Origin of the sequence: Aliamphritea spongicola (assembly GCF_017051665.1) — a bacterium.
Lineage (GTDB): Bacteria > Pseudomonadota > Gammaproteobacteria > Pseudomonadales > Balneatricaceae > Amphritea > Amphritea spongicola.
In genome coordinates this window covers 52,571-76,877 of sequence record NZ_JAFIDL010000010.1, presented here as the reverse complement: position 1 = coordinate 76,877, position 24,307 = coordinate 52,571, and the positions used below count along the sequence as shown (strand labels likewise).

22 protein-coding genes are annotated in these 24,307 nt (G+C 54.2%); 10 read left to right on the top strand and 12 right to left on the bottom strand.

Annotated features, from left to right (window positions below; all coding sequences use genetic code 11):
• The first annotated feature begins 1 nt into the window (after position 1).
• A complete protein-coding gene (locus JYB63_RS21085) occupies positions 2-703 on the top strand; it encodes an ABC transporter ATP-binding protein (protein WP_205659910.1) in 702 nt (233 codons plus the stop codon).
• 575 nt (positions 704-1,278) lie between these two features.
• On the opposite strand, the gene parC is transcribed toward JYB63_RS21085, so the two are convergent.
• The 3 genes from parC to JYB63_RS21070 form a co-directional block, all read right to left on the bottom strand.
• Positions 1,279-3,561, bottom strand: coding sequence for a DNA topoisomerase IV subunit A (parC, locus tag JYB63_RS21080; protein WP_205659909.1), 2,283 nt, complete (start codon positions 3,559-3,561; stop codon positions 1,279-1,281).
• A 37-nt stretch (positions 3,562-3,598) separates the two neighbouring features.
• Positions 3,599-5,488, bottom strand: a complete 1,890-nt coding sequence (gene parE / locus JYB63_RS21075) for a DNA topoisomerase IV subunit B (RefSeq protein ID WP_205659908.1) — start codon at positions 5,486-5,488, stop codon at positions 3,599-3,601.
• Positions 5,489-5,588: 100 nt separating this feature from the next.
• Positions 5,589-6,212 carry a YqiA/YcfP family alpha/beta fold hydrolase gene (locus JYB63_RS21070; protein ID WP_205659907.1) on the bottom strand — a complete coding sequence of 208 codons (624 nt, stop codon included), beginning with the start codon at positions 6,210-6,212 and terminating at the stop codon, positions 5,589-5,591.
• Between the two features lie 180 nt (positions 6,213-6,392).
• Between JYB63_RS21070 and ilvY the strand changes: the two genes are divergently transcribed.
• Positions 6,393-7,265, top strand: coding sequence for an HTH-type transcriptional activator IlvY (gene ilvY, locus JYB63_RS21065; RefSeq protein ID WP_205659906.1), 873 nt, complete (start codon positions 6,393-6,395; stop codon positions 7,263-7,265).
• Positions 7,266-7,269: 4 nt separating this feature from the next.
• Here the strand turns inward: ilvY and JYB63_RS21060 are convergent, their stop codons facing one another.
• From JYB63_RS21060 to JYB63_RS21035, 6 genes are all read right to left on the bottom strand, one after another.
• Positions 7,270-7,662 (bottom strand): acyl-CoA thioesterase, encoded by a 393-nt coding sequence (locus JYB63_RS21060; RefSeq protein WP_205659905.1) that lies wholly within the window; start codon positions 7,660-7,662, stop codon positions 7,270-7,272.
• A gap of 35 nt (positions 7,663-7,697) precedes the next feature.
• The gene (locus JYB63_RS21055; RefSeq protein ID WP_243432104.1) at positions 7,698-8,597 is read right to left on the bottom strand and encodes a hypothetical protein; all 900 of its coding nucleotides are present in this window, start codon (positions 8,595-8,597) and stop codon (positions 7,698-7,700) included.
• A 146-nt stretch (positions 8,598-8,743) separates the two neighbouring features.
• Entirely contained in the window at positions 8,744-9,346 is a 603-nt protein-coding gene (phnN, locus tag JYB63_RS21050; protein WP_243432103.1) for a phosphonate metabolism protein/1,5-bisphosphokinase (PRPP-forming) PhnN, read from the bottom strand.
• A gap of 195 nt (positions 9,347-9,541) precedes the next feature.
• Positions 9,542-9,784 (bottom strand): hypothetical protein, encoded by a 243-nt coding sequence (locus tag JYB63_RS21045; protein WP_205659904.1) that lies wholly within the window; start codon positions 9,782-9,784, stop codon positions 9,542-9,544.
• Between the two features lie 254 nt (positions 9,785-10,038).
• Positions 10,039-10,530: an acetolactate synthase small subunit gene (ilvN, locus tag JYB63_RS21040; protein ID WP_205659903.1), complete on the bottom strand. Its 492-nt coding sequence runs from the start codon at positions 10,528-10,530 to the stop codon at positions 10,039-10,041.
• A 2-nt stretch (positions 10,531-10,532) separates the two neighbouring features.
• Positions 10,533-12,254 carry an acetolactate synthase 3 large subunit gene (locus JYB63_RS21035; RefSeq protein WP_205659902.1) on the bottom strand — a complete coding sequence of 574 codons (1,722 nt, stop codon included), beginning with the start codon at positions 12,252-12,254 and terminating at the stop codon, positions 10,533-10,535.
• Positions 12,255-12,719: 465 nt separating this feature from the next.
• On the opposite strand from JYB63_RS21035, the gene JYB63_RS21030 reads away from it, so the two are divergent.
• Complete coding sequence (locus JYB63_RS21030; protein ID WP_205659901.1) at positions 12,720-12,986, top strand: hypothetical protein; 267 nt, start codon at positions 12,720-12,722, stop codon at positions 12,984-12,986.
• A 106-nt stretch (positions 12,987-13,092) separates the two neighbouring features.
• Here JYB63_RS21030 and JYB63_RS21025 read toward each other — a convergent pair whose 3' ends face one another.
• The 3 genes from JYB63_RS21025 to rpmE form a co-directional block, all read right to left on the bottom strand.
• Entirely contained in the window at positions 13,093-13,923 is an 831-nt protein-coding gene (locus tag JYB63_RS21025; protein WP_205659900.1) for a 23S rRNA (adenine(2030)-N(6))-methyltransferase RlmJ, read from the bottom strand.
• A gap of 150 nt (positions 13,924-14,073) precedes the next feature.
• Entirely contained in the window at positions 14,074-15,345 is a 1,272-nt protein-coding gene (locus tag JYB63_RS21020; RefSeq protein ID WP_205659899.1) for a malic enzyme-like NAD(P)-binding protein, read from the bottom strand.
• 365 nt (positions 15,346-15,710) lie between these two features.
• Positions 15,711-15,926, bottom strand: coding sequence for a 50S ribosomal protein L31 (rpmE, locus tag JYB63_RS21015; RefSeq protein ID WP_205659898.1), 216 nt, complete (start codon positions 15,924-15,926; stop codon positions 15,711-15,713).
• A 231-nt stretch (positions 15,927-16,157) separates the two neighbouring features.
• Between rpmE and JYB63_RS21010 the strand changes: the two genes are divergently transcribed.
• The 7 genes from JYB63_RS21010 (at position 16,158) to ubiE (ending at position 24,305) form a co-directional block, all read left to right on the top strand.
• A complete protein-coding gene (locus JYB63_RS21010; RefSeq protein WP_205659897.1) occupies positions 16,158-18,344 on the top strand; it encodes a primosomal protein N' in 2,187 nt (728 codons plus the stop codon).
• Positions 18,345-18,522: 178 nt separating this feature from the next.
• On the top strand, positions 18,523-20,217 hold the full coding sequence (gene argS / locus JYB63_RS21005) for an arginine--tRNA ligase (RefSeq protein ID WP_205659896.1): 1,695 nt from the start codon (positions 18,523-18,525) through the stop codon (positions 20,215-20,217).
• A gap of 3 nt (positions 20,218-20,220) precedes the next feature.
• Positions 20,221-20,937, top strand: coding sequence for an SPOR domain-containing protein (locus tag JYB63_RS21000; RefSeq protein ID WP_205659895.1), 717 nt, complete (start codon positions 20,221-20,223; stop codon positions 20,935-20,937).
• A 151-nt stretch (positions 20,938-21,088) separates the two neighbouring features.
• Positions 21,089-21,622 carry an ATP-dependent protease subunit HslV gene (gene hslV / locus JYB63_RS20995; RefSeq protein ID WP_205659894.1) on the top strand — a complete coding sequence of 178 codons (534 nt, stop codon included), beginning with the start codon at positions 21,089-21,091 and terminating at the stop codon, positions 21,620-21,622.
• Positions 21,623-21,643: 21 nt separating this feature from the next.
• Positions 21,644-22,972 (top strand): ATP-dependent protease ATPase subunit HslU, encoded by a 1,329-nt coding sequence (hslU, locus tag JYB63_RS20990; RefSeq protein ID WP_205659893.1) that lies wholly within the window; start codon positions 21,644-21,646, stop codon positions 22,970-22,972.
• A 61-nt stretch (positions 22,973-23,033) separates the two neighbouring features.
• Entirely contained in the window at positions 23,034-23,408 is a 375-nt protein-coding gene (locus JYB63_RS20985; protein WP_205659892.1) for a gamma-butyrobetaine hydroxylase family protein, read from the top strand.
• 135 nt (positions 23,409-23,543) lie between these two features.
• A complete protein-coding gene (ubiE, locus tag JYB63_RS20980) occupies positions 23,544-24,305 on the top strand; it encodes a bifunctional demethylmenaquinone methyltransferase/2-methoxy-6-polyprenyl-1,4-benzoquinol methylase UbiE (RefSeq protein WP_205659891.1) in 762 nt (253 codons plus the stop codon).
• The last annotated feature ends 2 nt before the right edge of the window (positions 24,306-24,307 follow it).

The following is a 24,307-nucleotide window of genomic DNA, read 5'->3' as shown; positions in this document are numbered from 1 at the left end:
GATGTTAGAGATTAATAACGTTAACACCCACTACGGTCAGATTCAGGCGCTGCATGATGTGTCTATCGACATTCAGAAGGGTGAGATCGTTACCCTGATCGGTGCCAACGGTGCGGGTAAAACCACCCTGATGATGACCATCTGCGGTGATCCGCAGGCATCTTCAGGTCAGATCCGTTTCGACGGTGAAGAACTGAGCTCCCTGAATACGCCTGAAATCATGCGTAAGGGTCTGGCGATCGTGCCGGAAGGCCGCCGGGTATTCAGCGGCATGACCGTTGAAGAAAACCTCTTCATGGGCAGCTACTTCCGTAGCAAGGAAGACGCTGAAAAAACCGTACAGCACGTACTGGAACTGTTCCCCCGTCTGGAAGAACGTTACAAGCAACGTGCCGGTACCATGTCCGGTGGTGAGCAGCAAATGCTGGCTATCGGCCGCGCCATGATGAGTAAACCCCGCCTGCTGTTACTGGACGAGCCGTCTCTGGGTCTGGCACCTATCATTATCCAGCAGATCTTTGACATCATTCAGCGCCTGCGTGATGAAGGTGTAACCATCTTCCTGGTAGAGCAGAATGCGAACCAGGCACTGCGTATTGCTGACCGCGGATATGTTTTAGAAAACGGCCGCATTGTGAAGAGCGATACCGGTGAGAACCTGCTGACAGATGCCTCCGTGCGGGAAGCTTATCTGGGCGGTTAACGCTGATTTATAAGCAAAAAAGCCAACCTTCGGGTTGGCTTTTTTTTGCCTGAAAAACAGACTTGCTGGAAATCACTCGCATATAAAACACAAAATGGTTATTCCATTGTGTTTGAAAACCCATAATTCCCCTACACTTTAACTTGAGCTTAACGGCCAATTAATGCACAATCGCCACCTATAGAATAATTGTCGCTTTTTGACGACAAAAATAATCGGCTGAACCTCTGGTATCAACCGGCTGGATATGAAGTAACCAAGGGGAAATACAGATGGCACACCTTTGTCTTGACTGCAGATCTCTGCTGACAACACAATCCATTCGCCTGCATGACAATCTCCAGGAAGTGAAGCACGTGCACAACAATACGCTGTACGCTTGCAGTAGCTGTCATGCGGAAATTGCGCTCACCAGCGTCCCGCATCAGTGGGTACTCATGAACGCAAAGAGCAACGAGCAGAAGGTCGCCTAATAGCCACCTTCCTCACGCTCCGGCGAAGAATACAAAAAAGGCGCTCACTGAGCGCCTTTTTGCTGTCTGACGTTTACCGGGGTTAAGCCCGGCTACACAGATTTATTCAGACGGTTCTTCTTCTGAAGCACTGGCAGCAGCCGTCACTTCAAGTGAATCTACCCGCTGATAACCCCGTGGCAATTTATTACCCCGGCGGCCACGCTCACCCCGGTAGTGCTCAAGGTCTGCAGGCTTCATCTTCAGATGCTGTCGGCCGGCATGCACCAGCAGGGTATCTTCAGCAGACAAGGTTACCATCGCCACCAGCAACTCTTCACGGGCAGCTGCCCGCGCCGACGGAATATTGATGATCTTGTTACCCTTACCGCGGCCCAGCTCCGGCAGTTCAGCAACCGGGAAGACCAGCATCCGGCCTTCATTGGTTACTGCCACCAGCAAGTCAGACGCTTTATCAGCAATGGCCAGTGGCTTCATACCTTTAGCATTCTTCGGCAGCGTCAGGGCCGCCTTACCAGTACGGGTCTTACTGGTCAGATCGGCAATCTTGGTGACAAATCCATAACCGGCATCAGACGCCAGCAGCACCGCATCCTGATCTTTACCGGCAATTGCACCATCGATGGTGGCATCTTTAGGTAAAGTCAGCTTACCGGTAACCGGTTCACCCTGTCCCCTGGCTGATGGCAGCGTATGGGATTCCAGCGCATAGGCCCGGCCGGTGGTATCCATGAGGATCAGCGGCTGATTCATCCGCCCCCGGCAGGCCAGCTTAAAGCCATCGCCAGACTTATAGTTCAGGCCGTTCGGATCGATATCATGGCCTTTCGCCGCGCGGATCCAGCCCTGCTTAGACAATACAACTGTAATCGGATCAGCGCTCAGCAGTGCCTTCTCATCCAGTGCCTTGGCTTCTTCACGGGTGACAATCGGGGAACGGCGGTCATCGCCAAACTCTTTGGCATCCGCTTTCAGCTCATCTTTAATCAGCTTACGCATCAGTTTGTCGGAACCCAGGATTTCTTCCAGCTGCTTACGTTCAGCTTCCAATTCGTCCTGTTCAGCACGGATCTTGATTTCTTCCAGCTTGGCCAGCTGACGCAGGCGGATTTCAAGAATCGCTTCCGCCTGAATTTCGCTGATGCCGAAACGTTCCATCATCACCTGCTTGGGCTTGTCTTCCGTGCGGATGATTTCAATTACTTCATCGATATTCAGGTAGGCCACCATCAGACCTTCCAGAATATGCAGACGGGCCAGCACCTTATCCAGACGGTGCTGTAACCGGCGACGCACAGTATCGGTACGGTAGGTCAGCCACTCAGTCAGAATCTGACGCAGATTCTTCACCTGAGGGCGGCCATCAATGCCGATCATGTTCATATTCACCCGGTAGGTACGTTCCAGATCCGTACTGGCAAACAGGTGCGCCATCAGCTGTTCAATATCCACCCGGTTGGAACGTGGCACCACTACCAGACGGGTTGGGTTTTCGTGGTCAGACTCATCCCGCAGGTCAGACACCATCGGCAGCTTTTTCTGCTGCATCTGCTGGGCAATCTGCTCCAGAATCTTGGCGCCGGATACCTGATGAGGCAGTGCCGTAATGACAATATCACCCTGCTCCTGGGTATAAACCGCCCGCATCCGCAGGCTGCCTTTACCGGTTTCATACATCTTGCGCAGCTCATGCCGCGGGGTGATCAGCTCAGCATCGGTTGGCATATCCGGGCCGGGCAAAATTTCACACAGCTCTTCAACCGTACTGCTTGGCTTATTCAGCAGCTGGATACAGGCCTGGGTTACTTCCCGCAGGTTATGGGGCGGAATATCCGTCGCCATACCCACGGCAATACCGGTAGTACCGTTAAGCAGAATGTTTGGTAAACGGGCCGGCAGGGTCAGTGGTTCCTGCAAGCTGCCATCAAAGTTAGGGCCCCAGTCTACCGTGCCCTGACCCACTTCTTTCAGCAGTACATCCGCATAGCGGGCCAACTTGGCTTCGGTATAACGCATCGCCGCAAAGGATTTCGGATCATCCGGCGACCCCCAGTTCCCCTGACCGTCAATCAGCGGATAACGGTAAGAGAACGGCTGCGCCATCAGCACCATGGCTTCATAACAGGCACTGTCACCGTGGGGATGAAATTTACCCAGCACGTCACCCACGGTACGGGCAGACTTCTTGTGCTTGGCAGTGGATTTAAGCCCCAGCTCAGACATCGCATAGACAATACGGCGCTGTACCGGCTTCAGGCCATCGCCGATATTCGGTAATGCCCGGTCAAGGATGACGTACATGGAATAATCCAGATACGCCTTCTCGGTATATTCTTTTAATGACAGGCGTTCTACGCCTTCATCGATATGTACGGTTCCACTCATATTCTTTTCCTAAGCCAGCTGTCTGGCATAACAGACCTCAGACTTCCGCCAGATTACCCTTGGTTTCCAGCCACTCTTTACGGTCAGATGAACGCTTCTTGGCCAACAGCATATCCATGGTTTCGTTGGTATCATCACCGGCTTCGATGGTCAGTTGTACCAGACGGCGGGTATCCCGCGACATGGTTGTTTCACGCAGCTGCAACGGGTTCATCTCACCCAGACCCTTGAAGCGCTGTACACCGATCTTGGCATTCTTACGCTCGGCCTTAATGTGGGCAATGATGCTTTCTTTTTCCGCATCATCCAGCGCGTAGTGAATATCCTTGGCAACATCAATCCGGTACAGCGGCGGCATCGCCACATATACATGCCCGGCGGTGACCAGCGGACGGAAGTGACGGACAAACAGTGCACACAGCAGGGTGGCAATGTGCAGTCCGTCGGAGTCCGCATCCGCAAGGATACAGATCTTGCCGTAACGTAAGCCTTCCAGCTCATCCGAGCCCGGCTCCACACCAATCGCCACCGAAATATCATGCACTTCCTGAGAGCCAAGAATCTCACCGGAATCCACTTCCCAGGTATTAAGAATCTTACCCCGCAGCGGCATAACCGCCTGATATTCACGGTCACGGGCCTGCTTGGCCGAACCACCCGCAGAGTCACCCTCCACCAGGAACAGCTCGCCGTTCAGGGCTTCGCTGCCGGAACAGTCCGCCAGCTTACCCGGCAGCGCCGGCCCCTGAGTAACCTTCTTACGGATAACTTTCTTGTTGGCCCGCAAACGCTTCTGGGCATTGCTGATCACCAGCTCAGCCAGGGCTTCACCGTCTTCAACATTGCTGTTCAGCCACAGACTGAAAGCATCTTTAGCGGCACCGGACACAAAGCCGGCAATCTGACGGGAAGATAAACGTTCTTTTGTCTGGCCGGAGAATTGCGGGTCCTGCATTTTCACGGAAAGGATGTAGCAGCAACGCTCCCAGATATCTTCCGCTGAAATTTTCACACCACGGGGCAGCAGGCTGCGGATTTCACAGAACTCGCGCATGGCATCCAGCAAACCGGTACGCAGCCCGTTCACGTGGGTACCGCCCTGAGCGGTAGGGATCAGGTTCACGTAGCTCTCACCAGTCAGGTCACCGCCTTCCGGCAACCACTGCAGGGCCACATCAACCGCATCAATCTCACCCTGAAAAGAAACTGTAAATGGTTCCTGAGGCAGGGTTTCAAATACCTGAGTCGTACCTTTGAGATAGTCCACCAGACCGTCTTCGTAATACCACTCTTCTTTTTCCTTCTTCGCGCCGGTTTCATCGGTAAAGGTGACCCGCAGGCCGGAACACAGTACCGCCTTGGCCCGCAACATGTGCTTCAGTTTAGTCAGATTAAACTTCGGCGTATCAAAGTAGCTGGCATCCGGAAAAAATCGAACAGTGGTACCGGTGTTCCGCTTTCCACAGCTGTCCACCACTTCCAGATCAGAGACTTTTTCACCGTCGGCAAAGCTCATCCGGTACACTTTGCTGTCACGCTTAATGGTCACTTCCAATAATTTGGAAAGCGCGTTTACCACCGACACCCCTACCCCATGCAAACCGCCGGAGTAGTTATAGTTATCATTGGAGAACTTACCGCCGGCGTGCAGCCGGGTCAAAATCAGTTCGACACCGCTCACCCCTTCTTCCGGGTGAATATCCACCGGCATCCCCCGGCCGTTATCGCTGACACTGATGGCACCGTCTTTATGCAGTACCACATCCAGCTGATTGGCGTGGCCGGCTAGTGCCTCATCGACACTGTTATCGATGACTTCCTGTGCCAGATGATTTGGCCGGTCGGTTTCGGTATACATGCCCGGTCGACGCCGCACCGGGTCCAGGCCACTGAGGACCTCTATCGCGTCCGCATTATAATTGGTCATTCTTCTCTACTGTCCTTCTTATGCCGGCGCTGCTGTTCGGCGACCGGTAATCATCAGGCATTGCATCTGCTGATGTACGCGCTTACATAACAAACTGTTTTTATGAATCCACAGAGGGTAACCCGGGGACCTCCGGCAGCTCAACCCGGCCTTCAGAAAACGCCAGAATTGCCGGAATCAGTGCATCAAACTGCTGGAATCCATGATCGCCACCCTGCTGAATCAACATGGTGGAATCCGTTAACTTATCCACCGCCTGACGGTAATCCAGGGTTTCATCATCCGTCTGGGTCAGCAGCAGATAATTCTGAGGCTGGCTGAGTGACGGCACGTCAATCGCCAGCATCTGCTGTAAATGCTGCTCGGTGAGGGTATACGCCTCGCCGGTGTAAAGATTACTCTGCTGCCCCAGCATTTCGGCCAGCAACTCATAAGGCCGCACTGCCGGGTTTACCAGCACCGCACGCACCCCGTAGCGCTCGCCAAGCCAGAGACTGTAATAGCCACCCAGTGAACTGCCGATTAAGGTGATGTCACGGCCTTCGTGCTGCCGGATCAGCGCTTCAGCCTGGGCAATGGCTTCTGCCGGCCAGTGGCTCAGCGCCGGCACAAGGACATCATCCGCCCTGCCTGCCGCGGCCATAGCCGCCTGAAACTGGCGCGCCTTAATCGAATCCGGGGAGCTGTTAAAACCGTGTAGATATATGAACAATGGCATTGCCATTCATCGATCCTTATTGCCTGTCGTGATCAGCCTTAATCACGCTGATACTTTATCTCGTGCCCAATGAGAATACCCTGTTGCGTGGTGGCAATGAAGCGCTCGCAGCAAATTTATCCTCATTCTGCCAGTGGGCATAGCAACGGAGGTGTTTTCCCCCGGCTTATGCAATAATTCCGGCCTATGGATATCAAGAATCTCAAACTGTTTCTCAGCCTCAGCGACAGCCTGCATTTCGGCCGGGCCAGCGAAGCCTGCCATATCAGCCCGTCGGCTCTGAGCCGCAGCATCAAGCAACTGGAAGAAAGCCTGGGTGTGAGCCTTTTTGAGCGGGATAACCGCACGGTCTCGCTGACCCACGAAGGCAAAGTCTTTCAGGAATATGCCCGCGAAGCCCTTATTCAGTGGGACGTGGTGCGTAATGACTTACTGGCTGAAGCTCAGGAGCTCCACGGAGAAATCAGCGTGTTCTGCTCGGTCACCGCCAGTTACAGCTTTCTGTACGATATCCTCAGCGACTTTCGCCAGCAGCACCCTAAAATTGCCATTAAGCTGCACACCGGTGATGCAGAAGGCGCCATCGCCCGCATCATGTCAGGTAATGAAGACATCACCATTGCCGCCAAACCGGACAGCCTGGCATCCACCCTGGCCTTCAAACCGATAGCCGCCTCACCGCTGGTATTTATTGCGCCGTTACAGGACGCCAGTCTGGATCCGCTGCTGGCAGAGCCGGCGGTGCAATGGCAAAACGTACCGATGATCCTGTCGGAAGAAGGGGTTGCCCGTAAACGGGCGGATCAGTGGTTTAAGGACAACCGCATTAACCCGCTGATTTATGCACAGGTGGCCGGTAACGAAGCCATTGTGAGCATGGTCAGCCTTGGATTCGGCGTCGGCGTAGTTCCTAAAATCGTGCTGGATAACAGCCCGCTGGCTGACCGGGTACGCATTCTGCAAAACGCCCCGGCCCTGAAAGCCTATGAAGTGGGTTTATTCGCGCTGAAGAAGAAGCTACAAAGCCCCATCATCAGCGCATTCTGGGCGCAACTGTAAGTTGTTACTCAGTAAACAGCGCTTCTACTTCAGGCAGTACCGCCGGACGGCCGCGCTCATTCAGCGCCGCACCGATCACCAGCGCATCCAGACACAGCTTTTCATCCGATAAACGGATCACCCGCTGGCGGAAGCCGAATTTAACCTTGCTGATCCGCTCTACAGTGACTTCGATGACAAACTCATCACCGCTGGTCAACGAGGCTTTGTAGTCCATCTCAGAACGTACCACCACCAGATTGATGCCCTGCTGAGCCAGTGCGGCAAAATCCACCCCGCGGGAAAGCAGGAACTCATGACGGGCATGTTCTAAATAGTTGAAATACACACCATTATTCACAATGCCCTGCATATCCAGTTCATAATCACGGACTTTGCATTCAAGACGATACGGCATAACAGAAAAGCTCCGGCAACAGAAAAAAACGCATCTTAACAGCTGTTTGCCTGACCTTCGAGCAGTAGCCCTTTCATTGCAGCAGGTGCAGCAAACGAAGAGCCTTTCAGAGTCTTCCAGTAATGTCTGGGGTAGTCAGTATTACCGCCTGTGCGGGCCGTCAGTTTAGACAGGGGGATATCCACACAGCCATCACCGTCAATGTCATAACCCAGCGGCTTGCCGGCGGGGTTATCCACACGGGTTAACTGGTAAGCCGCCCGGGTACGCATATCCACAAAGGGGTTATCGGCAATAAAGTGCTGCAGCTCCCGCTCAATGGAACCGACTGTTCTCACACCTTCTGCAAATGAAAAAGTATTCACCATGCCACGGCCGCCATTGCCGGAAATGGTAAATACCATCACCCCTTCAGCCACCAGCGCTTCCAGGGCGAGAATAATTTCATGGGTATAACGCCACTCAGGATATTTATCCCCCCACTGACGCACAATGTCCTTATAGTGCCGTACCCGGCCCAGACTTAGCGGCACATCAAAGGCACTGACCAGGGTTGAAGATTCCCAGGAGAGTATCAGTGCATCCACCGGCATCGTCGCCTGACGGGCCTGCATCACCCTGAGGTTACGGAGAATATCCGCCATCGGATGCCCCTGTCCGGACAGAGGATACTGCACAAATATAAACCGGGGATCAGAAGCAATCAGCCGAACAATATCGCCGTGATAGTAAGGCTCTTTATATTCGTCATTATCCAGATCCAGCATGCCATACAGCCAGGTATGCTGGTCACGGTCTTCCTCTGTGACAAAGCCGTTCACCGGAGGGTAAAAACGGTCCACAATGGCAACCCGGAATGTCTCGCTGGCAGTAGCAGGCACACTCACCAGAGCGGCCCAAAGCCCTATCATGATTACCGCAATCAATCGGCGCATACCCTGCTCCACACTGAAAATACCTGCCGTATCAGTACGATACCGACAACATCACGCTTTGATTCAGTATAGACAAGACACAAAAAAGGCCGCCTTCCGGCAGCCTTTCATATTCAGAGTCCGGCACAGCCGGAGTATTCAGATCATCAGTGGGTGGAATAGCTCGGCGTCACTTCCGAAGGTGCCAGCTCTTCAATCAGCTTAATCAGCTGGGCAACGCCGTACTGAACATCACCGTTGTTATCGATCCGGCGGACATCATCCGGCAGGGTATCCACAATCTCATCGTGACGCTGCAGACGAGCTTCAATCTCATCCGCATCTTCACGGCCACGCTTGGTCAGGCGCTCACGCAGCACATCCGCATTAACGTCCACCAGCACCGGAATCAGGTTCGGGTACGAGTGCATCGCAAAAGGTAAATACTCACGGGAACCGTTCATTACCACATTGATGCCGTTGGCAAGCCAGTTTTCCACTTCAGAGCCAACCGCATAGCTATAACCGTGGGAATACCACTGCATAGCGAACATGCCCATGTTCACCCGCATTTCGAATTCATCTTCCGATAAGTGGATATGATTCTCACCGCCGACATTGACCGCACGGGTGATATAACGGTGGGCAACAAAACAGCCGTGCTGTGGTTTCAGCCGCTGACGGCAACCGTCCAGTAAGCTGTCTTTGCCACTGCCCGAAGCCCCCACCAGATAAAGAAGTTTGCCACGCATGTAGTGTTCTCTGCTCATTAACGAAGACCACAAGAGTAATACGCCTATAACAGAAAAACCAGACCACAAAAGCCGTAAATTGAATAACTTAAGAAGCACTTTGAGGGAGGTTTCGCACAATTTCCGAAATTAGGGGTTTCGGAAATTGTGCGTAGTACAGTTTTCATAACTGCAGGCTGTAAACAACCTGAACTTACTCTGCGATGTTCCGACTCAAACGATCATTTCATCATCCAGCCATGCATCATGAGACTTTGGCCAACGGGAATTATGATCTACTTGCCAGCGTAACGGAGTCACAGCGGTTACGCTGTCATTTTCGTGATACTGGCAACCGGTCAGATTCAGGGGTTGCAGAGTACTGCTGTTCACTGTCACAGCCAGCGCAAACAGTACTGCTACTGCCAACGCACTGACCAGCAGCGAGGCTGGTTGAAGTTTAATGTCTGGGAACATAGACACCTCCTATTTTGAGCGCCGGGAGGTTTCAGCTGCCGCCAACAACCTGTCAGACGCCCATCATTCCCGTCCTACATAGCCATAGGGTAACTGAATTGCCGGTGAACCCGGGGTCACGTACATCCCCATAAAAAACACACCGGCCGCACCTTCTGTTACCGCAGCAAAACGGAAGCGGATTTTAAGTATAGTCCCCGGACAAAAAAAATGCCGCTCATTGAGCGGCATTTTTGTAGATCACTGTTTCGGGATTACAGGCTCAGCACCTTCTCACCCCGTGACAGACCGGAAACACCGGTACGGACAACTTCCATGATGCCGGACGTGCCGATTGCATCAATGAAAGCATCCAGCTTGTCACTGGCACCGGCCAGCTGAACAGTGTAAGTGGTCGGCGTCACATCGATGATCTGACCGCGGAAAATATCCGCCGTACGCTTGATCTCATCGCGCATCTGACCAGTGGCTTTCAGCTTGATCATCATCAGCTCACGCTCAATATGATCGCCTTCAGTCAGGTCAACAACCTTAACCACGTCAATCAGCTTATTCAGCTGCTTGGTGATCTGTTCGATAACCCGGTCGCTGCCCAGCGTAGTAACTGTCAGACGGGACAGAGTCGCGTCTTCAGTCGGTGCAACAGTCAAAGACTCAATGTTGAAGTTACGCTGCGAGAACAAACCAACAACCCGAGACAAAGCACCCGGTTCGTTTTCCATCAACACAGAAATGATATGTCTCATGATTAAGTTCTCTCCGTCTTGGTCAGCCACATATCACGCATGGAGCCGCGAGGCACCTGCATCGGATATACGTGTTCGAATGGATCTACTGCAATATCCATAAACACCATGCGGTCTTTCAGCGAGAACGCTTCCTGCATGGCCGCTTCCAAGTCTTCGTACTTATCAACCTTCATACCTACGTGACCGTAAGCTTCAACCAGCTTGATAAAGTCCGGCAGAGACTTCATGTATGACTGAGAGTGACGGGATTCATAGTTCATATCCTGCCACTGACGTACCATCCCCAGAGACTGGTTATTCAGACAGATAACCTTAACCGGAATGTCATACTGGCTAATGGTCGACAGTTCCTGAATGTTCATCTGAATACTGCCTTCACCGGTTACACAGGCAACGTCGGCGTCAGGGAAGTTCAGTTTCACACCCATGGCGGCTGGCAAACCAAAGCCCATGGTGCCCAGGCCACCGGAGTTGATCCAGCGGTTAGGCTTATTAAACTTGTAGTACTGTGCAGCAAACATCTGGTGCTGACCTACGTCTGAACAAACGTACGCATCACCATTTGTTACCTTGCTCAGCATCTCGATAACCTGTTGCGGCTTCATCAGCTCGCTGTCATCGGTACGGAAACGGCCACCGTGACGGGTGCGCCATTCTTCGATCTGCTGCCACCAGGATTCCAGCGCCTCTTTATCGATTTGCTTCTTGCTGGCTTTAACAATGCTGACCATCTCTGCCAGGACAGATTTAGCCGGACCTACAATTGGCACGTCCGCTTTGATTGTCTTGGAGATTGCCGCCGGATCGATATCAACGTGAATGACTTTCGCTGTCGGGCAGAACTTGTCCAGCGCGTTAGTAACACGGTCATCAAAACGAGCGCCCACTGCCAGAATCAGATCCGCATGGTGCATGGTCATGTTGGCTTCGTAGCTGCCGTGCATACCCAGCATACCGATAAACTGACGGTCAGTACCCGGGTAGCCACCCAGGCCCATCAGGGTATTGGTAACAGGTACATTCAGCATCTGCGCCAGTTCAGTCAGCTCATTGCTGGCATCGCCCATGACGATACCGCCACCGCTGTAGATAACCGGACGCTTGGCGCTTAACACCATATCCATGGCTTTCTTGATCTGGCCGGTATGACCGCGGGAAACCGGGTTATAAGAACGCAGTTTCACAGACGCAGGATACTCGTACGGGTAACGCTCAGTCGGTGTGGTCATATCCTTAGGGATATCCACAACAACAGGGCCCGGACGGCCGCTTTCAGCAATGTGGAAAGCTTTCTTGATGATGGCAGGAATGTCTTCCGGGTTCTGCACGCTGAAACTGTGCTTAACCACCGGACGGGAAACACCGATCATATCGGTTTCCTGGAAGGCATCTTCACCAATCAGATGGCTCATTACCTGACCGGTAATAACAACCATCGGAATCGAATCCATATAAGCAGTAGCAATACCTGTTACTGCGTTCGTCGCACCCGGACCTGAAGTCACCAGCGATACACCGGCCTTACCGGTCGCACGGGCATACGCATCAGCCATATGGGTGGCTGCCTGTTCATGACGTACCAGAATGTGCTTTACATCTTCCTGCTGGAACAGTGCATCATAAATATGCAACAACGCTCCACCCGGATACCCGTAGATGTACTCAACGCCCTCATCTTTAAGGGCGCGAACAACCATTTCTGCGCCTGATAATAATTCCACTTCTTCACCCTCTATTCACATCGCTCCACGGCGACGGATCACTAGTTACGATACTGCAGACGTGCGCAAACCGCCCACCGGCGATTCGACATCATCCAGCAGGCTCTTGCAAAGGCTCGGGGTATTGAGGCAGGCAGGAGCAATCTTAATTCGGCACCAATCTGAGGATCAACTCGGGAAAGGTCCTGAATAAATAAGCTGGGTGACGCTTATTTAACCTGGCCTTCGGGGTAACCTACTGAGCCAGAGAGATAAATTTTTGAGGCAGCAATTCTGCCATTAAGTCAATGATTATTCAAGCAGTCGGGGAATTCCCCCGGCACAGAAAACCGGGTGATGCAGAATGCTCAGATTGAATGCTATAGTGGCGGCAACAGCGATAAAAAAATGTGGTGTGCACACCCACATAAAAGCTACATAACAAGTCATTATAAGGCGTGAGTCAGCCGCCATGGAGACAACCCGATGAGCATTGCCGAAATTAAAAACAAAGAACGTGTTATCGACGAATTACTGCTTGTTCTGCGCAAGATCATGGTAGAACCGGACATTTGCGAGAAAGCAATGAATGCCGCACGCGAACATATCAACGATGAAAACGCCAATATCAGCATCGCTGAAGCGCTGTCCGCCTGCTCAAATGTGAAGATTCCAATCGAGCACAGCGAAGCCGATACTCTGTTTCTGGAAATGCTCAAAGACCTGATTCGCGACGAACAGGCACTGTATTAAACGCCCCTGAAACACACAAAAACGGCGATTATCCTCCGATAATCGCCGTTTTTTTGTATCCTGAAAACGGTCGCTGAAAAATTTTCAGCCACTCCGGCAACCGGGTTTACTCCGGCGCCAGCCACTCCAGCCGGTCAACCGCAGCGCCTTCCGCCAGCGTACTCAGCACGCCCGGCATCGTTGCCCGGATGTTATCTTCCAGCGGCCAGGGCGGATTCACCATCAACATGCCACTGCCGTACATGCCACCGGCATCCGCCGGGTTAATCTCGATTTCAGAGCAGAGAATATTCCGTATGCTGGTACGCTGCAGCTTATGCTTCATACTCTTCCAGCGGTTTGCTTCCAGTAACGGATACCAGATAGCATAACTGCCATTGGGCCATAACTGCTTAGCCCGCTTAATAAAGGCCACCACCTGATCATATTCGGACTTATCCTCATACGCCGGATCAATCAGCACCATGCCACGGTTAGGTTTCGGCGGCAGCATCGCCAGTACACCTTCATAACCGTCACGCTGGTGCACCGCCACCCGGCTGTCCTGACGGAAATGCCGTTTCAGCACCTGAGACTCCTGCGGGTGCAGCTCCATCAGCATCAGCTTATCGTTCGCCCGGGCAAAATGCTGCGCCAGAGAAGGTGAGCCCGGATAAAACGCCAGTTCGCCGGATGTGTTCTGTGCCGTAACCGCTTCACAGTAGACCTCAGTCCCCTTCAGGCCAGCCTGCCACAGCTTGCTGATACCCGACTGGAATTCCTGATTCTTCTGCGCCTGCTCATCCGAGAGATCATACATTGCCCGCCCTGAATGAGTTTCCAGGTACGACAACGGCTTATCTTTACGGGTAAGGGACTGCAGCATCATGCTGAGAATCAGATGCTTATGCACATCGGCAAAATTTCCGGCATGGTAGCCGTGCTGGTAACTGAGCAAAGAATAATCTCCGGTGAATCAGATATACGGTCATCTAAGGCGGCATTGTGCAGCAATCATCCGGCAACCGGAAGCAATTCCCGGTACCAGAAACGAAAAATGCCCCTGCAAAGGGGCATTTTATTCAGTAACGCTACTGCCGTGAAATGCTTACTTGTTCAGCAGTGCATCCACAGTGGTCAGCGGGTAGTGATCCGGCAGCGGCAGACGCGCTACGCCAGAATCGATTGCAGCCTGAGCAACCGCTTCAGATACCGCACCCAGCAGACGGGAATCCGTTGGCTTAGGAATGATATAACCGCGACCGAATTCCAGAGATTCCAGATCGTAAGCAGTCAGTACTTCCTGTGGAACAGGCTCTTTCGCCAGATCCGCCAGGGCACGTACTGCAGCTGCCTTCATTTCTTCGTTAATGGCAGTCGCACGAACATCCAGTGCACCACGGAAGATAAACGGGAAGCCCAGAACGTTGTTTACCTGGTTAGGGTAATCAGAACGGCCAGTCGCCATGATCACATCATCACGGGTTTCGTGTGCCAGTTCCGGCTTAATTTCCGGATCAGGGTTAGCACAGGCAAATACAACCGGGTTAGCCGCCATCTTCTTCAGCTGATCAGCCGCCAGCAGGTTAGGACCGGACAGGCCAACGAATACGTCAGCGCCTTCGATCGCATCATCCAGGGTACGCTTGTCAGTTTCAGTGGCAAACGCTGCTTTTTCCGGCGTCAGGTTGTCACGGCCAGAGTGGATAACACCGGTACGGTCGATCATGTAAATGTTTTCAACCTTGGCACCCATGTTCACCAGCAGCTTCATGCAGGCGTGTGCAGCAGCACCGGCACCCAGGCAAACGATAGACGCTTCTTCCAGCTTCTTACCGGCAATTTCCAGGGCGTTGATCATACCTGCAGCGGTTACAATCGCAGTACCGTGCTGGTCATCGTGGAAAACAGGAATGTTGCAGCGCTCGATCAGCGCACGTTCAACTTCAAAACACTCAGGTGCCTTGATGTCTTCCAGGTTAATACCGCCGAAGGTGTCAGCAATACGGGCAACCGTATCGATCAGTGCCTGAGGGCTTTCGGAATCAACTTCGATATCAATGGAATCAACGCCGGCAAATTTCTTGAACAGCAGGGATTTACCTTCCATTACCGGCTTAGACGCCAGCGGGCCAAGATCGCCAAGGCCAAGAATCGCAGAACCATTAGAGATAACTGCAACCAGGTTTCCTTTCGCCGTATACTTATACGCATTCTCAGGGTTTTCCGCGATAGCGCGGACCGGCTCAGCCACACCTGGGCTGTAAGCCAGAGCCAGATCACGGGCAGAGGCAGCGGATGTCGTCAGCTCTACACTGATCTTACCCGGACGAGGAAACTCATGATAATCGAGTGCAGCTTGTTTCATATCTTCAGACATGGTCGCAATTCCAAGAAGTAATTTATTAGTTATAAGTCATCCGGAAATCTGGATGTACAGCCCATTACTCCGACTAACAGGGGCATTCCAGACTCCTTAGGACTTGGCATCATATAGAAAAGCCCGACGCCCCTCAACCGACAGAACAGTCCAAAATTCTGTAAACAAAGCGACAAAAAGTATTTCCCTCGCGACCCGGCCGGGCTCTTATGGCATTTATATTTGTTAATCCCTTGATTTACAGGAAGAACCACTACCTATCTGCGGGATAGATAAAAATCAGCCTAACTTCAGACTTTTGTCGGTATTTTTTGCAAAGCAAAAAAAAAGCGCCATCAGGCGCCTTTTTCATAATCTGCAATCGCTTACTTCTTAAGAGAGCGAGCACCGAAACGCTTGTTGAAGCGGTCAACACGGCCACCAGTGGTCGCTTCTTTCTGCTTACCAGTGTAGAAAGGGTGACACTGGCTGCAAACGTCCAGGTGAATGTCTTTGCCCAGAGTAGAACGAGTCTTAACGACGTTGCCGCAAGAACAGGTAGCGTTCATCTCTACGTAATTAGGATGGATACCGTCTTTCATGATGAAACCTCAAGTAGTTTGTAATGCCGCCACCCGATCTTTTGCCGGGCACCGCATTCGGGCTGCCGGTTAAACCGACCACCCATGGGAATAAGGCCCGCGATTATACGCATTCATCTGCCCACCGGCAAGCGCTTAATAAAAGGCTGTATCTGCGGCTGGTAAACCCCGTGTTAACAGGATTTAATAGCCCCCTTAACTGACACTCCAACAACCCCGAAAACACCGTTAATGTCATATCTGCGTCTTGCCATTCCATCCCCCCTGCGTCGCCTGTTCGACTACCTGCCACCGGCAGACTGCGACACCGCCACGCTGGTACCGGGTATCCGGGTAAAAGTGCCGTTTGCTAACCGCCAGTTAATCGGTGTGTTAATTGAAGTGACCGAAACAACCGACGTACCGGTCAACAAATTAAAGCCCGCACTGGAGATTCTCGACAGCACACCGCCCCTGCCGGCCCACCTGCTGAAACTGGCCCGCTGGTCCGCCAGCTATTACCAGCACCCGGCAGGCGAAGCACTGAGTCAGGCATTACCGGTACTGTTACGTAAAGGGGAAGCGGATAACTATATCCCGGCGATGAAATGGCGTGCCTGCCCCGGCGCCAGCACCAACAGCATCGCCAAAAACGCCAGCAAGCAGCGTCAGTTATTACAGTGGCTGCTGAACAACCCGGCAGGGCTCACACCGGAACAGTTAAAAGAAGCCGGCGGCACCAAAGCCACCTTAACCGGCTTGCAGGATAAGGGCCTGATCGAGCAATTCACGCCCCAGCCGGACGAACAGGCCGACAACATTCTGCGCGAACCGCCCCTGACACTGAATCCTCAGCAACAGACCGCCGTGGACTCACTCAGTGAAGACAGCGGCTTTCGCTCGGTGCTGCTCTACGGCATTACCGGCTCCGGCAAAACCGAAGTTTACCTGCAGGCCATCGAAGCCCAGCTGAAACAGGGTAAACAGGCACTGGTACTGGTGCCGGAAATCGGCCTCACGCCCCAAACCGTCACCCGTTTTAAAGCCCGTTTTAATGTCAGTATTGTCTCGCTGCACTCCAACCTGACCGACAAACAGCGGCTGGAAGCCTGGCAACAGGCCCGCGCCGGGGTTGCTAAAATCGTCATCGGTACCCGCTCAGCCATATTCACCCCGCTGAAGCACCCGGGCATTATCATCATCGATGAAGAACACGACGCCTCCTTTAAACAGCAGGACGGCTTCCGCTACTCCGCCCGGGATTTATCCGTCATGCGCGCCCACCGGGAGAACATCCCCATTGTGCTGGGCAGCGCCACGCCGTCCATTGAAAGCCTGTATAACGTGCAGCAAAAACGTTATCAGTGGCTGCAACTGACCCAGCGGGCCGGCGATGCCAAACCGCCCGCATTTGAATTACTCGACATCCGTCAGGACAACCTGCAGGACGGCCTCAGCCCGGCACTGATCAAACAGATCGGCGGCCACCTGCAACAGGGCAATCAGGTACTGGTGTTTATCAACCGCCGGGGCTTTGCGCCAAGCCTGATGTGTCACGACTGTGGCTGGATTGCCGACTGCCGCCGCTGCGATGCTCACATGACCCTGCACCGTAGCCCGGCCCACCTGCACTGCCACCACTGCGACAGCCAGCGGCCGATTCCCCGGGTGTGCGACAGCTGCGGCTCTGCCGAACTGAAACCGGTGGGCGCAGGCACCGAACGCACCGAAAGCGCATTGCAACAGCTCTTCCCTGAAACCCCGGTGATCCGGGTCGACCGGGATACCACCCAGCGCAAGCAAGCCCTGCAGGACATTGTCGATCAGGTAAACCTCGGTGACCCCTGTATTCTGGTGGGCACCCAAATGCTGGCCAAAGGCCACCACTTCCCTAAAGTGACGCTGGTTGCCATCCTCAATGCCGACAGCGGCCTGTTCAGTGCAGACTTCCGGGGCATGGAACGCACCGCCCAGCAAATTCTGCAGGTCGCCGGCCGGGCCGGCCGGGCCGAGTTACCCGGCAAGGTGGTGATGCAGACCCACCATGCGGACCACCCCACCATTAACAGCCTGATCAACGAAGGCTATCTGGCCTTCGCCCAGCAGGAACTCAACACCCGTAACAGTGCCAACCTGCCGCCGACCATCAACTGCATTATGATCCGGGCCGAAGCCCGTTATCAGGGGCAGGCAGAACGGTTCCTGATGCAGGTGCGCCAGCAATTCGACCGGCAGGACGGCAAGCCCCAGTGGATCGGCCCACTGCCATCCCCCATGGAAAAACGCGCCGGCATGTTTCGGGCCCAACTGCTGCTACAAAGCCACGACCGCAAAACCCTGCACGGGCTGGTGCATCACATCACCCTGCAACTGGAAGCCTCAGCAGAGGCGCGGAAAATTCGCTGGTCGGTGGATGTCGACCCCATCGAAATGTTCTGATCTCCCCGCAGTGCCCGGCCATCCGGGCCTGCAGCGCCCTTCACTGAAACACCACTACAACAGGGCGTTAAAATTCTCCTGCGCAGCCACTTAACAAACCGCCGCCGACAGGGGATAATAGCCGGCCCTAACGATATATACGGCGTGTTCTCGCCCCAACCGGTACAGTACATTCATCATGAAACAACATATTGCGGACCTTATTAATGCTGCCCTGGACACCTTGACCGACAACGGCACTCTGCCGGCTGACGCTCAACGACGTATCATGGTAGAAAATACCCGCGACAAGGCGCACGGTGACTTTGCGTCCAACGTTGCCATGACACTGGCCAAAGCGGCGAAAACCAACCCACGCCAACTGTCTCAGGCAATCTGCGATGCCCTGCCGGCGTCTGAAAACATTGCCAAAACCGAAATTGCAGGCCCGGGCTTCATCAACTTCTTCCTGGCCAGCGACGCAGCCACAGCGGTTGTCGGCCGCATTCTGGAAGCCGGTGACAAATACGGCCACAGCGATGCCGGTGCTAACCGTAAGGTACAGGTTGAATTCGTATCCGCGAACCCAACAGGCCCACTGCACGTTGGTCACGGCCGCGGTGCAGCCGTGGGCGACAGCATCTGCCGTCTGTTAAATGCAACCGGCTGGGATGTAACCGCCGAGTTCTACTACAACGATGCCGGCGCACAGATCAACAACCTGGCCCTGTCTACCCAGGCACGCTGCAAAGGCCTTGGCCCTGAAGATGCAGGCTGGCCGGAAGACGGTTACCGTGGCGATTACATTACAGAACTGGCCGCCAGCTACATGGCCGGCGACAGCATTGAAGCCGAAGACAAGCAGGTGACCGGCCAGAAAGATGCCGATAACCTAGAAGCCATCCGTGACTTCGCCGTTGCCTACCTGCGCCGCGAACAGGATCAGGATCTGAAAGCCTTCGGCGTTAACTTCGACGTCTACTTCCTGGAGTCCTCCCTGTACAGCGAAGGCATGGTTGAAAAGACCGTGCAGCAACTGATCGACTCCGGCTACACCTACGAGAAAGACGGCGCACTGTGGCTGAAAACCACTGAATTCGGTGACGACAAAGACCGTGTAATGCGCAAAACCGACGGCGGCTACACCTACTTCGTACCGGACGTTGCCTATCACCTGAACAAGTGGAACCGTGGCTTCGAACGTGTGGTTAACGAACAGGGTGCCGACCACCACAGCACCATCACCCGGGTACGCGCCGGCGTTCAGGCGGTTAGCCAGAGCACTGGTATGAGCATCCCGGAAAAATGGCCAGACTACGTTCTGCACCAGATGGTGATGGTTATGCGTGGCGGTGAAGAAGTTAAAATCTCCAAACGTGCCGGCAGCTATGTAACCCTGCAGGATCTGATCGAAGAAGTGGGCCGCGATGCAACCCGTTACTTCCTGGTTGCCCGTGCGACTACATCACAGCTGACCTTCGACATTGATCTGGCGATCTCCCAGAGCAACGACAACCCGGTTTACTACATCCAGTACGCCCACGCCCGTGTATGCAGCGTGATCGGCAAACTGGCTGAGCGCGGCTGGGAATGGAATCAGGACATGAAAGTCGATCTGGCCCTGCTGGATACCGACGCAGAAAAAGCCCTGATGAAACGTCTGGCCACCTTCCCAGAAGTGGTACAGCGTGCTGCTGAAAACTGTGAACCGCATCAGATCGCCAACTACCTGGTAGATCTGGCCGGTGACTTCCACAGCTACTACAACAGCAACAAGATGCTGATTGAAGACGCTGAACTGCGTAACGCCCGCATCACCCTGAGCGCGGCTTGCCGTCAGGTACTGGCCAACGGTCTGGACCTGCTGGGCGTCAGCGCACCGGAGCACATGTAATCCATGGCACCGCGGGACTACGCCAAGAAAAAGCCACGGGGTAAGGCGGCTGCCAGCCGCGCCCCGCGGAAGAAAGCTGCGCCGGCTAAAGCGCAGCCGACTAAATCCGGTTTCCCGCTGATCCGGGTACTGCTGAGCACGGTATTTCTGGTCGGCTTTGGTTATGCCCTGTGGCAACTGACTCAGGTAACCCCTGATCCACAGGCAGAAGCCAGCGCCAGCAGCACACCGGCAAGAACCACCACACCGGCACCCAAGCCCGCCCCTAAGCCTGTTCAGAAACAAGTGGCAAAACCTGCGCCTAAGCCAGCCCCTAAACCGGCAGCCAAGCCTGCGCCAAAATCTGACAGCAGCAACTCCGGGGTTCAGGTAACTGACAAGAGCAGTGAGCATTACGAATTCTACGAGATGCTGCGTGAAAGCGAAGTGGATACCAGCAACGCCGGTACCTATAAGTCCACGCCGAAAACAGAAAAACTGAAGAAGCGTTATATCCTGCAAGCCGGTTCATTCCGCAGCGCACAGGATGCCGAACAGATGCGCGCCAGGCTGATCATTCAGGGCCTGCCGAACGTGCACACCCGTAAGGTAACCAACAGCGATGGCAGCCTCTGGCATCAGGTACTGGCCGGTCCGTTCGACAGCCGCCTTGCACTGAACAAAGCTCAGGACAAGCTGGTTCGCATGAACATCGACCCGTTACTGCGGGTTGCCAAGTAACCGGCGCTCCTCCCGCCCGAGCTAAAAATCATCAGCCACTTGCCTGCGTGCGGCCAATTATCTGCTTAATTGGCCGCCACCTATTGAAATATCCCCATCCAGTCCCATATTGATAGTCAATCACGAACCGATACGGGACTTTATTTTACCCATGACCACCATAGTATCAGTACGACGCGGCAACCAGGTTGTTGTCGGCGGCGACGGCCAGGTATCCCTCGGCAACACCGTAATGAAAGGGACCGCCCGTAAAGTACGCCAGTTACCTAAGCATCAGGTAATCACCGGTTTCGCAGGCAGCACTGCCGACGCTATCACCCTGCTGGATCTGTTCGAACAGCAGCTGGACAAGCACCAGGGCAACATCTTCAACTCAGTGGTTCATCTGGCCCGCGAATGGCGCAGCGACCGCGTACTGCGCAAGCTCGAAGCCCTGATGCTGGTTGCCAACAAAGAAAAGACTTACCTGATTTCCGGCAGCGGCGACATCATCGAACCGGAAGACGGCGTCATCGCCATCGGTTCCGGCGGCAACTTTGCGCTGGCTTCTGCCCGTGCACTGGTCGACAACACCGAACTGCCCGCCCGTGACATCGTAGAAAAGAGCCTGCAGATCGCCGCAGACATCTGCGTATTCACCAACGCCAACCTGACTATCGAACAGCTTGAAGCAGAAACTGCTTAAGCGACGCCGGAGCTTTTTATAATGTCTAACATGACCCCCCGCGAAATTGTTCACGAACTGGACCGCCACATCGTCGGTCAGGACGACGCCAAGCGCGCCGTTGCTATCGCCCTGCGTAACCGCTGGCGCCGCATGCAGCTGGATGCCGAGCTGCGCGTTGAAGTCACTCCTAAGAACATTCTGATGATCGGCCCGACCGGTGTCGGTAAAACCGAAATCGCCCGTCGCCTGGCGAAACTGGCCAACGCCCCGTTCATCAAAATTGAAGCAACTAAATTCACCGAAGTGGGCTACGTAGGCCGCGACGTTGAAACCATCATCCGCGACCTGATGGACACCGCCATCACCATGCTGCGCGAACAGGAAATGGAAAAAGTCCGCTTCCGCGCAGAAGACGCCGCGGAAGAACGCATTCTGGATGCCCTGCTGCCACCGGCCCGCCCGACAGGCTTCGACCAGCCGGCAGAAAAGCAGGACAGCGCCACCCGTCAGCTGTTCCGCAAGCAACTGCGTGAAGGCAAGCTGGACGACAAAGAAATCGAAATTGAACTGAGCCAGCCGCAAATGGGCGTGGAAATCATGGCCCCGCCGGGCATGGAAGAAATGACCAACCAGCTGCAGAGCATGTTCTCGAACCTGGGTAACCAGCAGGCCAAGCCGCGCCGCGTGAAAGTCAAAGAAGCCCTGAAACAGGCAATTGACGAAGAAGCCGCGAAAATGGTCAACGACGACGACCTCAAGCAAATGGCCGTTGAAGCGGTTGAGCAGAACGGTATCGTCTTCCTGGATGAGATCGACAAGGTATGTAAGCGTGAAGGCCAGGGTGCCGACGTATCCCGTGAAGGTGTACAGCGCGACCTGCTGCCACTGATCGAAGGCAGCACCGTATCCACCAAGTACGGCATGATCAAGACCGACCACATTCTGTTCATCGCCTCCGGTGCCTTCCATCTGGCCAAACCGTCAGACCTGATTCCGGAACTGCAGGGCCGTCTGCCGATCCGTGTTGAACTGAACGCCCTGACGCCGGACGACTTCCGCCGCATCCTGACCGAGCCAAGCGCCTCACTGACTGAACAGTACCGCGCCCTGCTGGCCACCGAAGGCTTAACTGTTTCCTTCGCGGAAGACGGCATCAACCGTCTGGCAGAGCTGGCATTCGAGATCAATGAACGTACCGAAAACATCGGTGCCCGCCGCCTGCACACCATGCTGGAACGCCTGCTGGAAGAAGTGTCTTTCACAGCGTCCGACAAAGACGGCCAGACCATTGAAATCAACCGGGCTTACGTCGACGAGCAACTGGGTGAACTGAGCCAGAACGAAGATCTGAGCCACTACATCCTGTAACGTCAGAGCCTGAACACACAGCAGCCTGCCCGGACTCCGGTCAGGCTGCCGGAGCATGACCATGAGTAAATTCCCACAAGATATAAAGCTGCATCAGAAGTCCCGCACGCTGGAACTCATATACCCTGATGAAACCTATGAACTGACAGCCGAATACCTGCGGGTACACTCGCCGTCTGCTGAAGTGCGCGGCCACGGCAAAGGTCAGGAAGTGCTGCAAACCGGCAAACAGTTTGTCGGCATTAAAGGCATTGAACCCAGCGGTAACTACGCCCTGAAGATCATCTACGATGACGGTCACGACAGCGGCCTGTACACCTGGGACTACCTGTACGAACTGTGCACCAACCAACAGGCCTACTGGGACAAATACCTGCAGGACCTCGCCGACGCCGGCGAAACCCGCAACAACAATATGATCGCCCGCGGCATCTGAACGCTGGTTATCCCCCTCCGGTGCCACTGCGCACCGGAGAATTCCCCATCTCCTTTGACATAAACCAAGACAAGCGCAACGCAGCTCTGTAAAATCCCCACCTAATTAGAAGCGCTTTATTCAGACAGGCCCGCCATGACCGATCAGAAGAAATCCCAGGACCAGACACACTTTGGTTTTGAACAAGTAAATGTGGACGAAAAAGCCGGCAAAGTTGCGGACGTATTTCACTCCGTTGCCAGCAAATACGACGTCATGAACGACCTCATGTCTGGCGGTATTCACCGGGTCTGGAAAAAGCTGACCATCGAACAGAGCGGTGTACGCCGTGGCCATCAGGTACTGGACATTGCCGGCGGCACCGGCGACCTGACCATGCGTTTCTCCCGTCTGGTGGGCAGCGAAGGTAAAGTCATTCTGGCGGACATCAACGACTCCATGCTGAAAGTGGGCCGCGACCGTTTAATGGACCGTGGCATTACCGGCAACGTTGAATTCGTACAGGCCAACGCTGAAGCCCTGCCTTTCCCGGACAACAGCTTCAACTGCATTACCATTGCCTTCGGCCTGCGTAACGTCACCGACAAAGACAAAGCACTGGCCTCCATGACCCGTGTACTCAAGCCGGGCGGCAAGCTGATGGTGCTGGAATTCTCCAAAACCGAAAACCCGCTGCTGACCAAGGTATACGACACCTACTCCTTCAGCCTGCTGCCGAAAATCGGCAAGCTGATCACCGGTGACGAAGACAGCTACCGTTACCTGGCGGAATCCATCCGCATGCACCCGGATCAGGAAACCCTGAAAGACATGATGACCAATGCCGGCCTGGTACAGTGCAAATACCAGAACATGACCGGTGGTATCGTCGCCCTGCACACCGGCATCAAGCCGTAAGC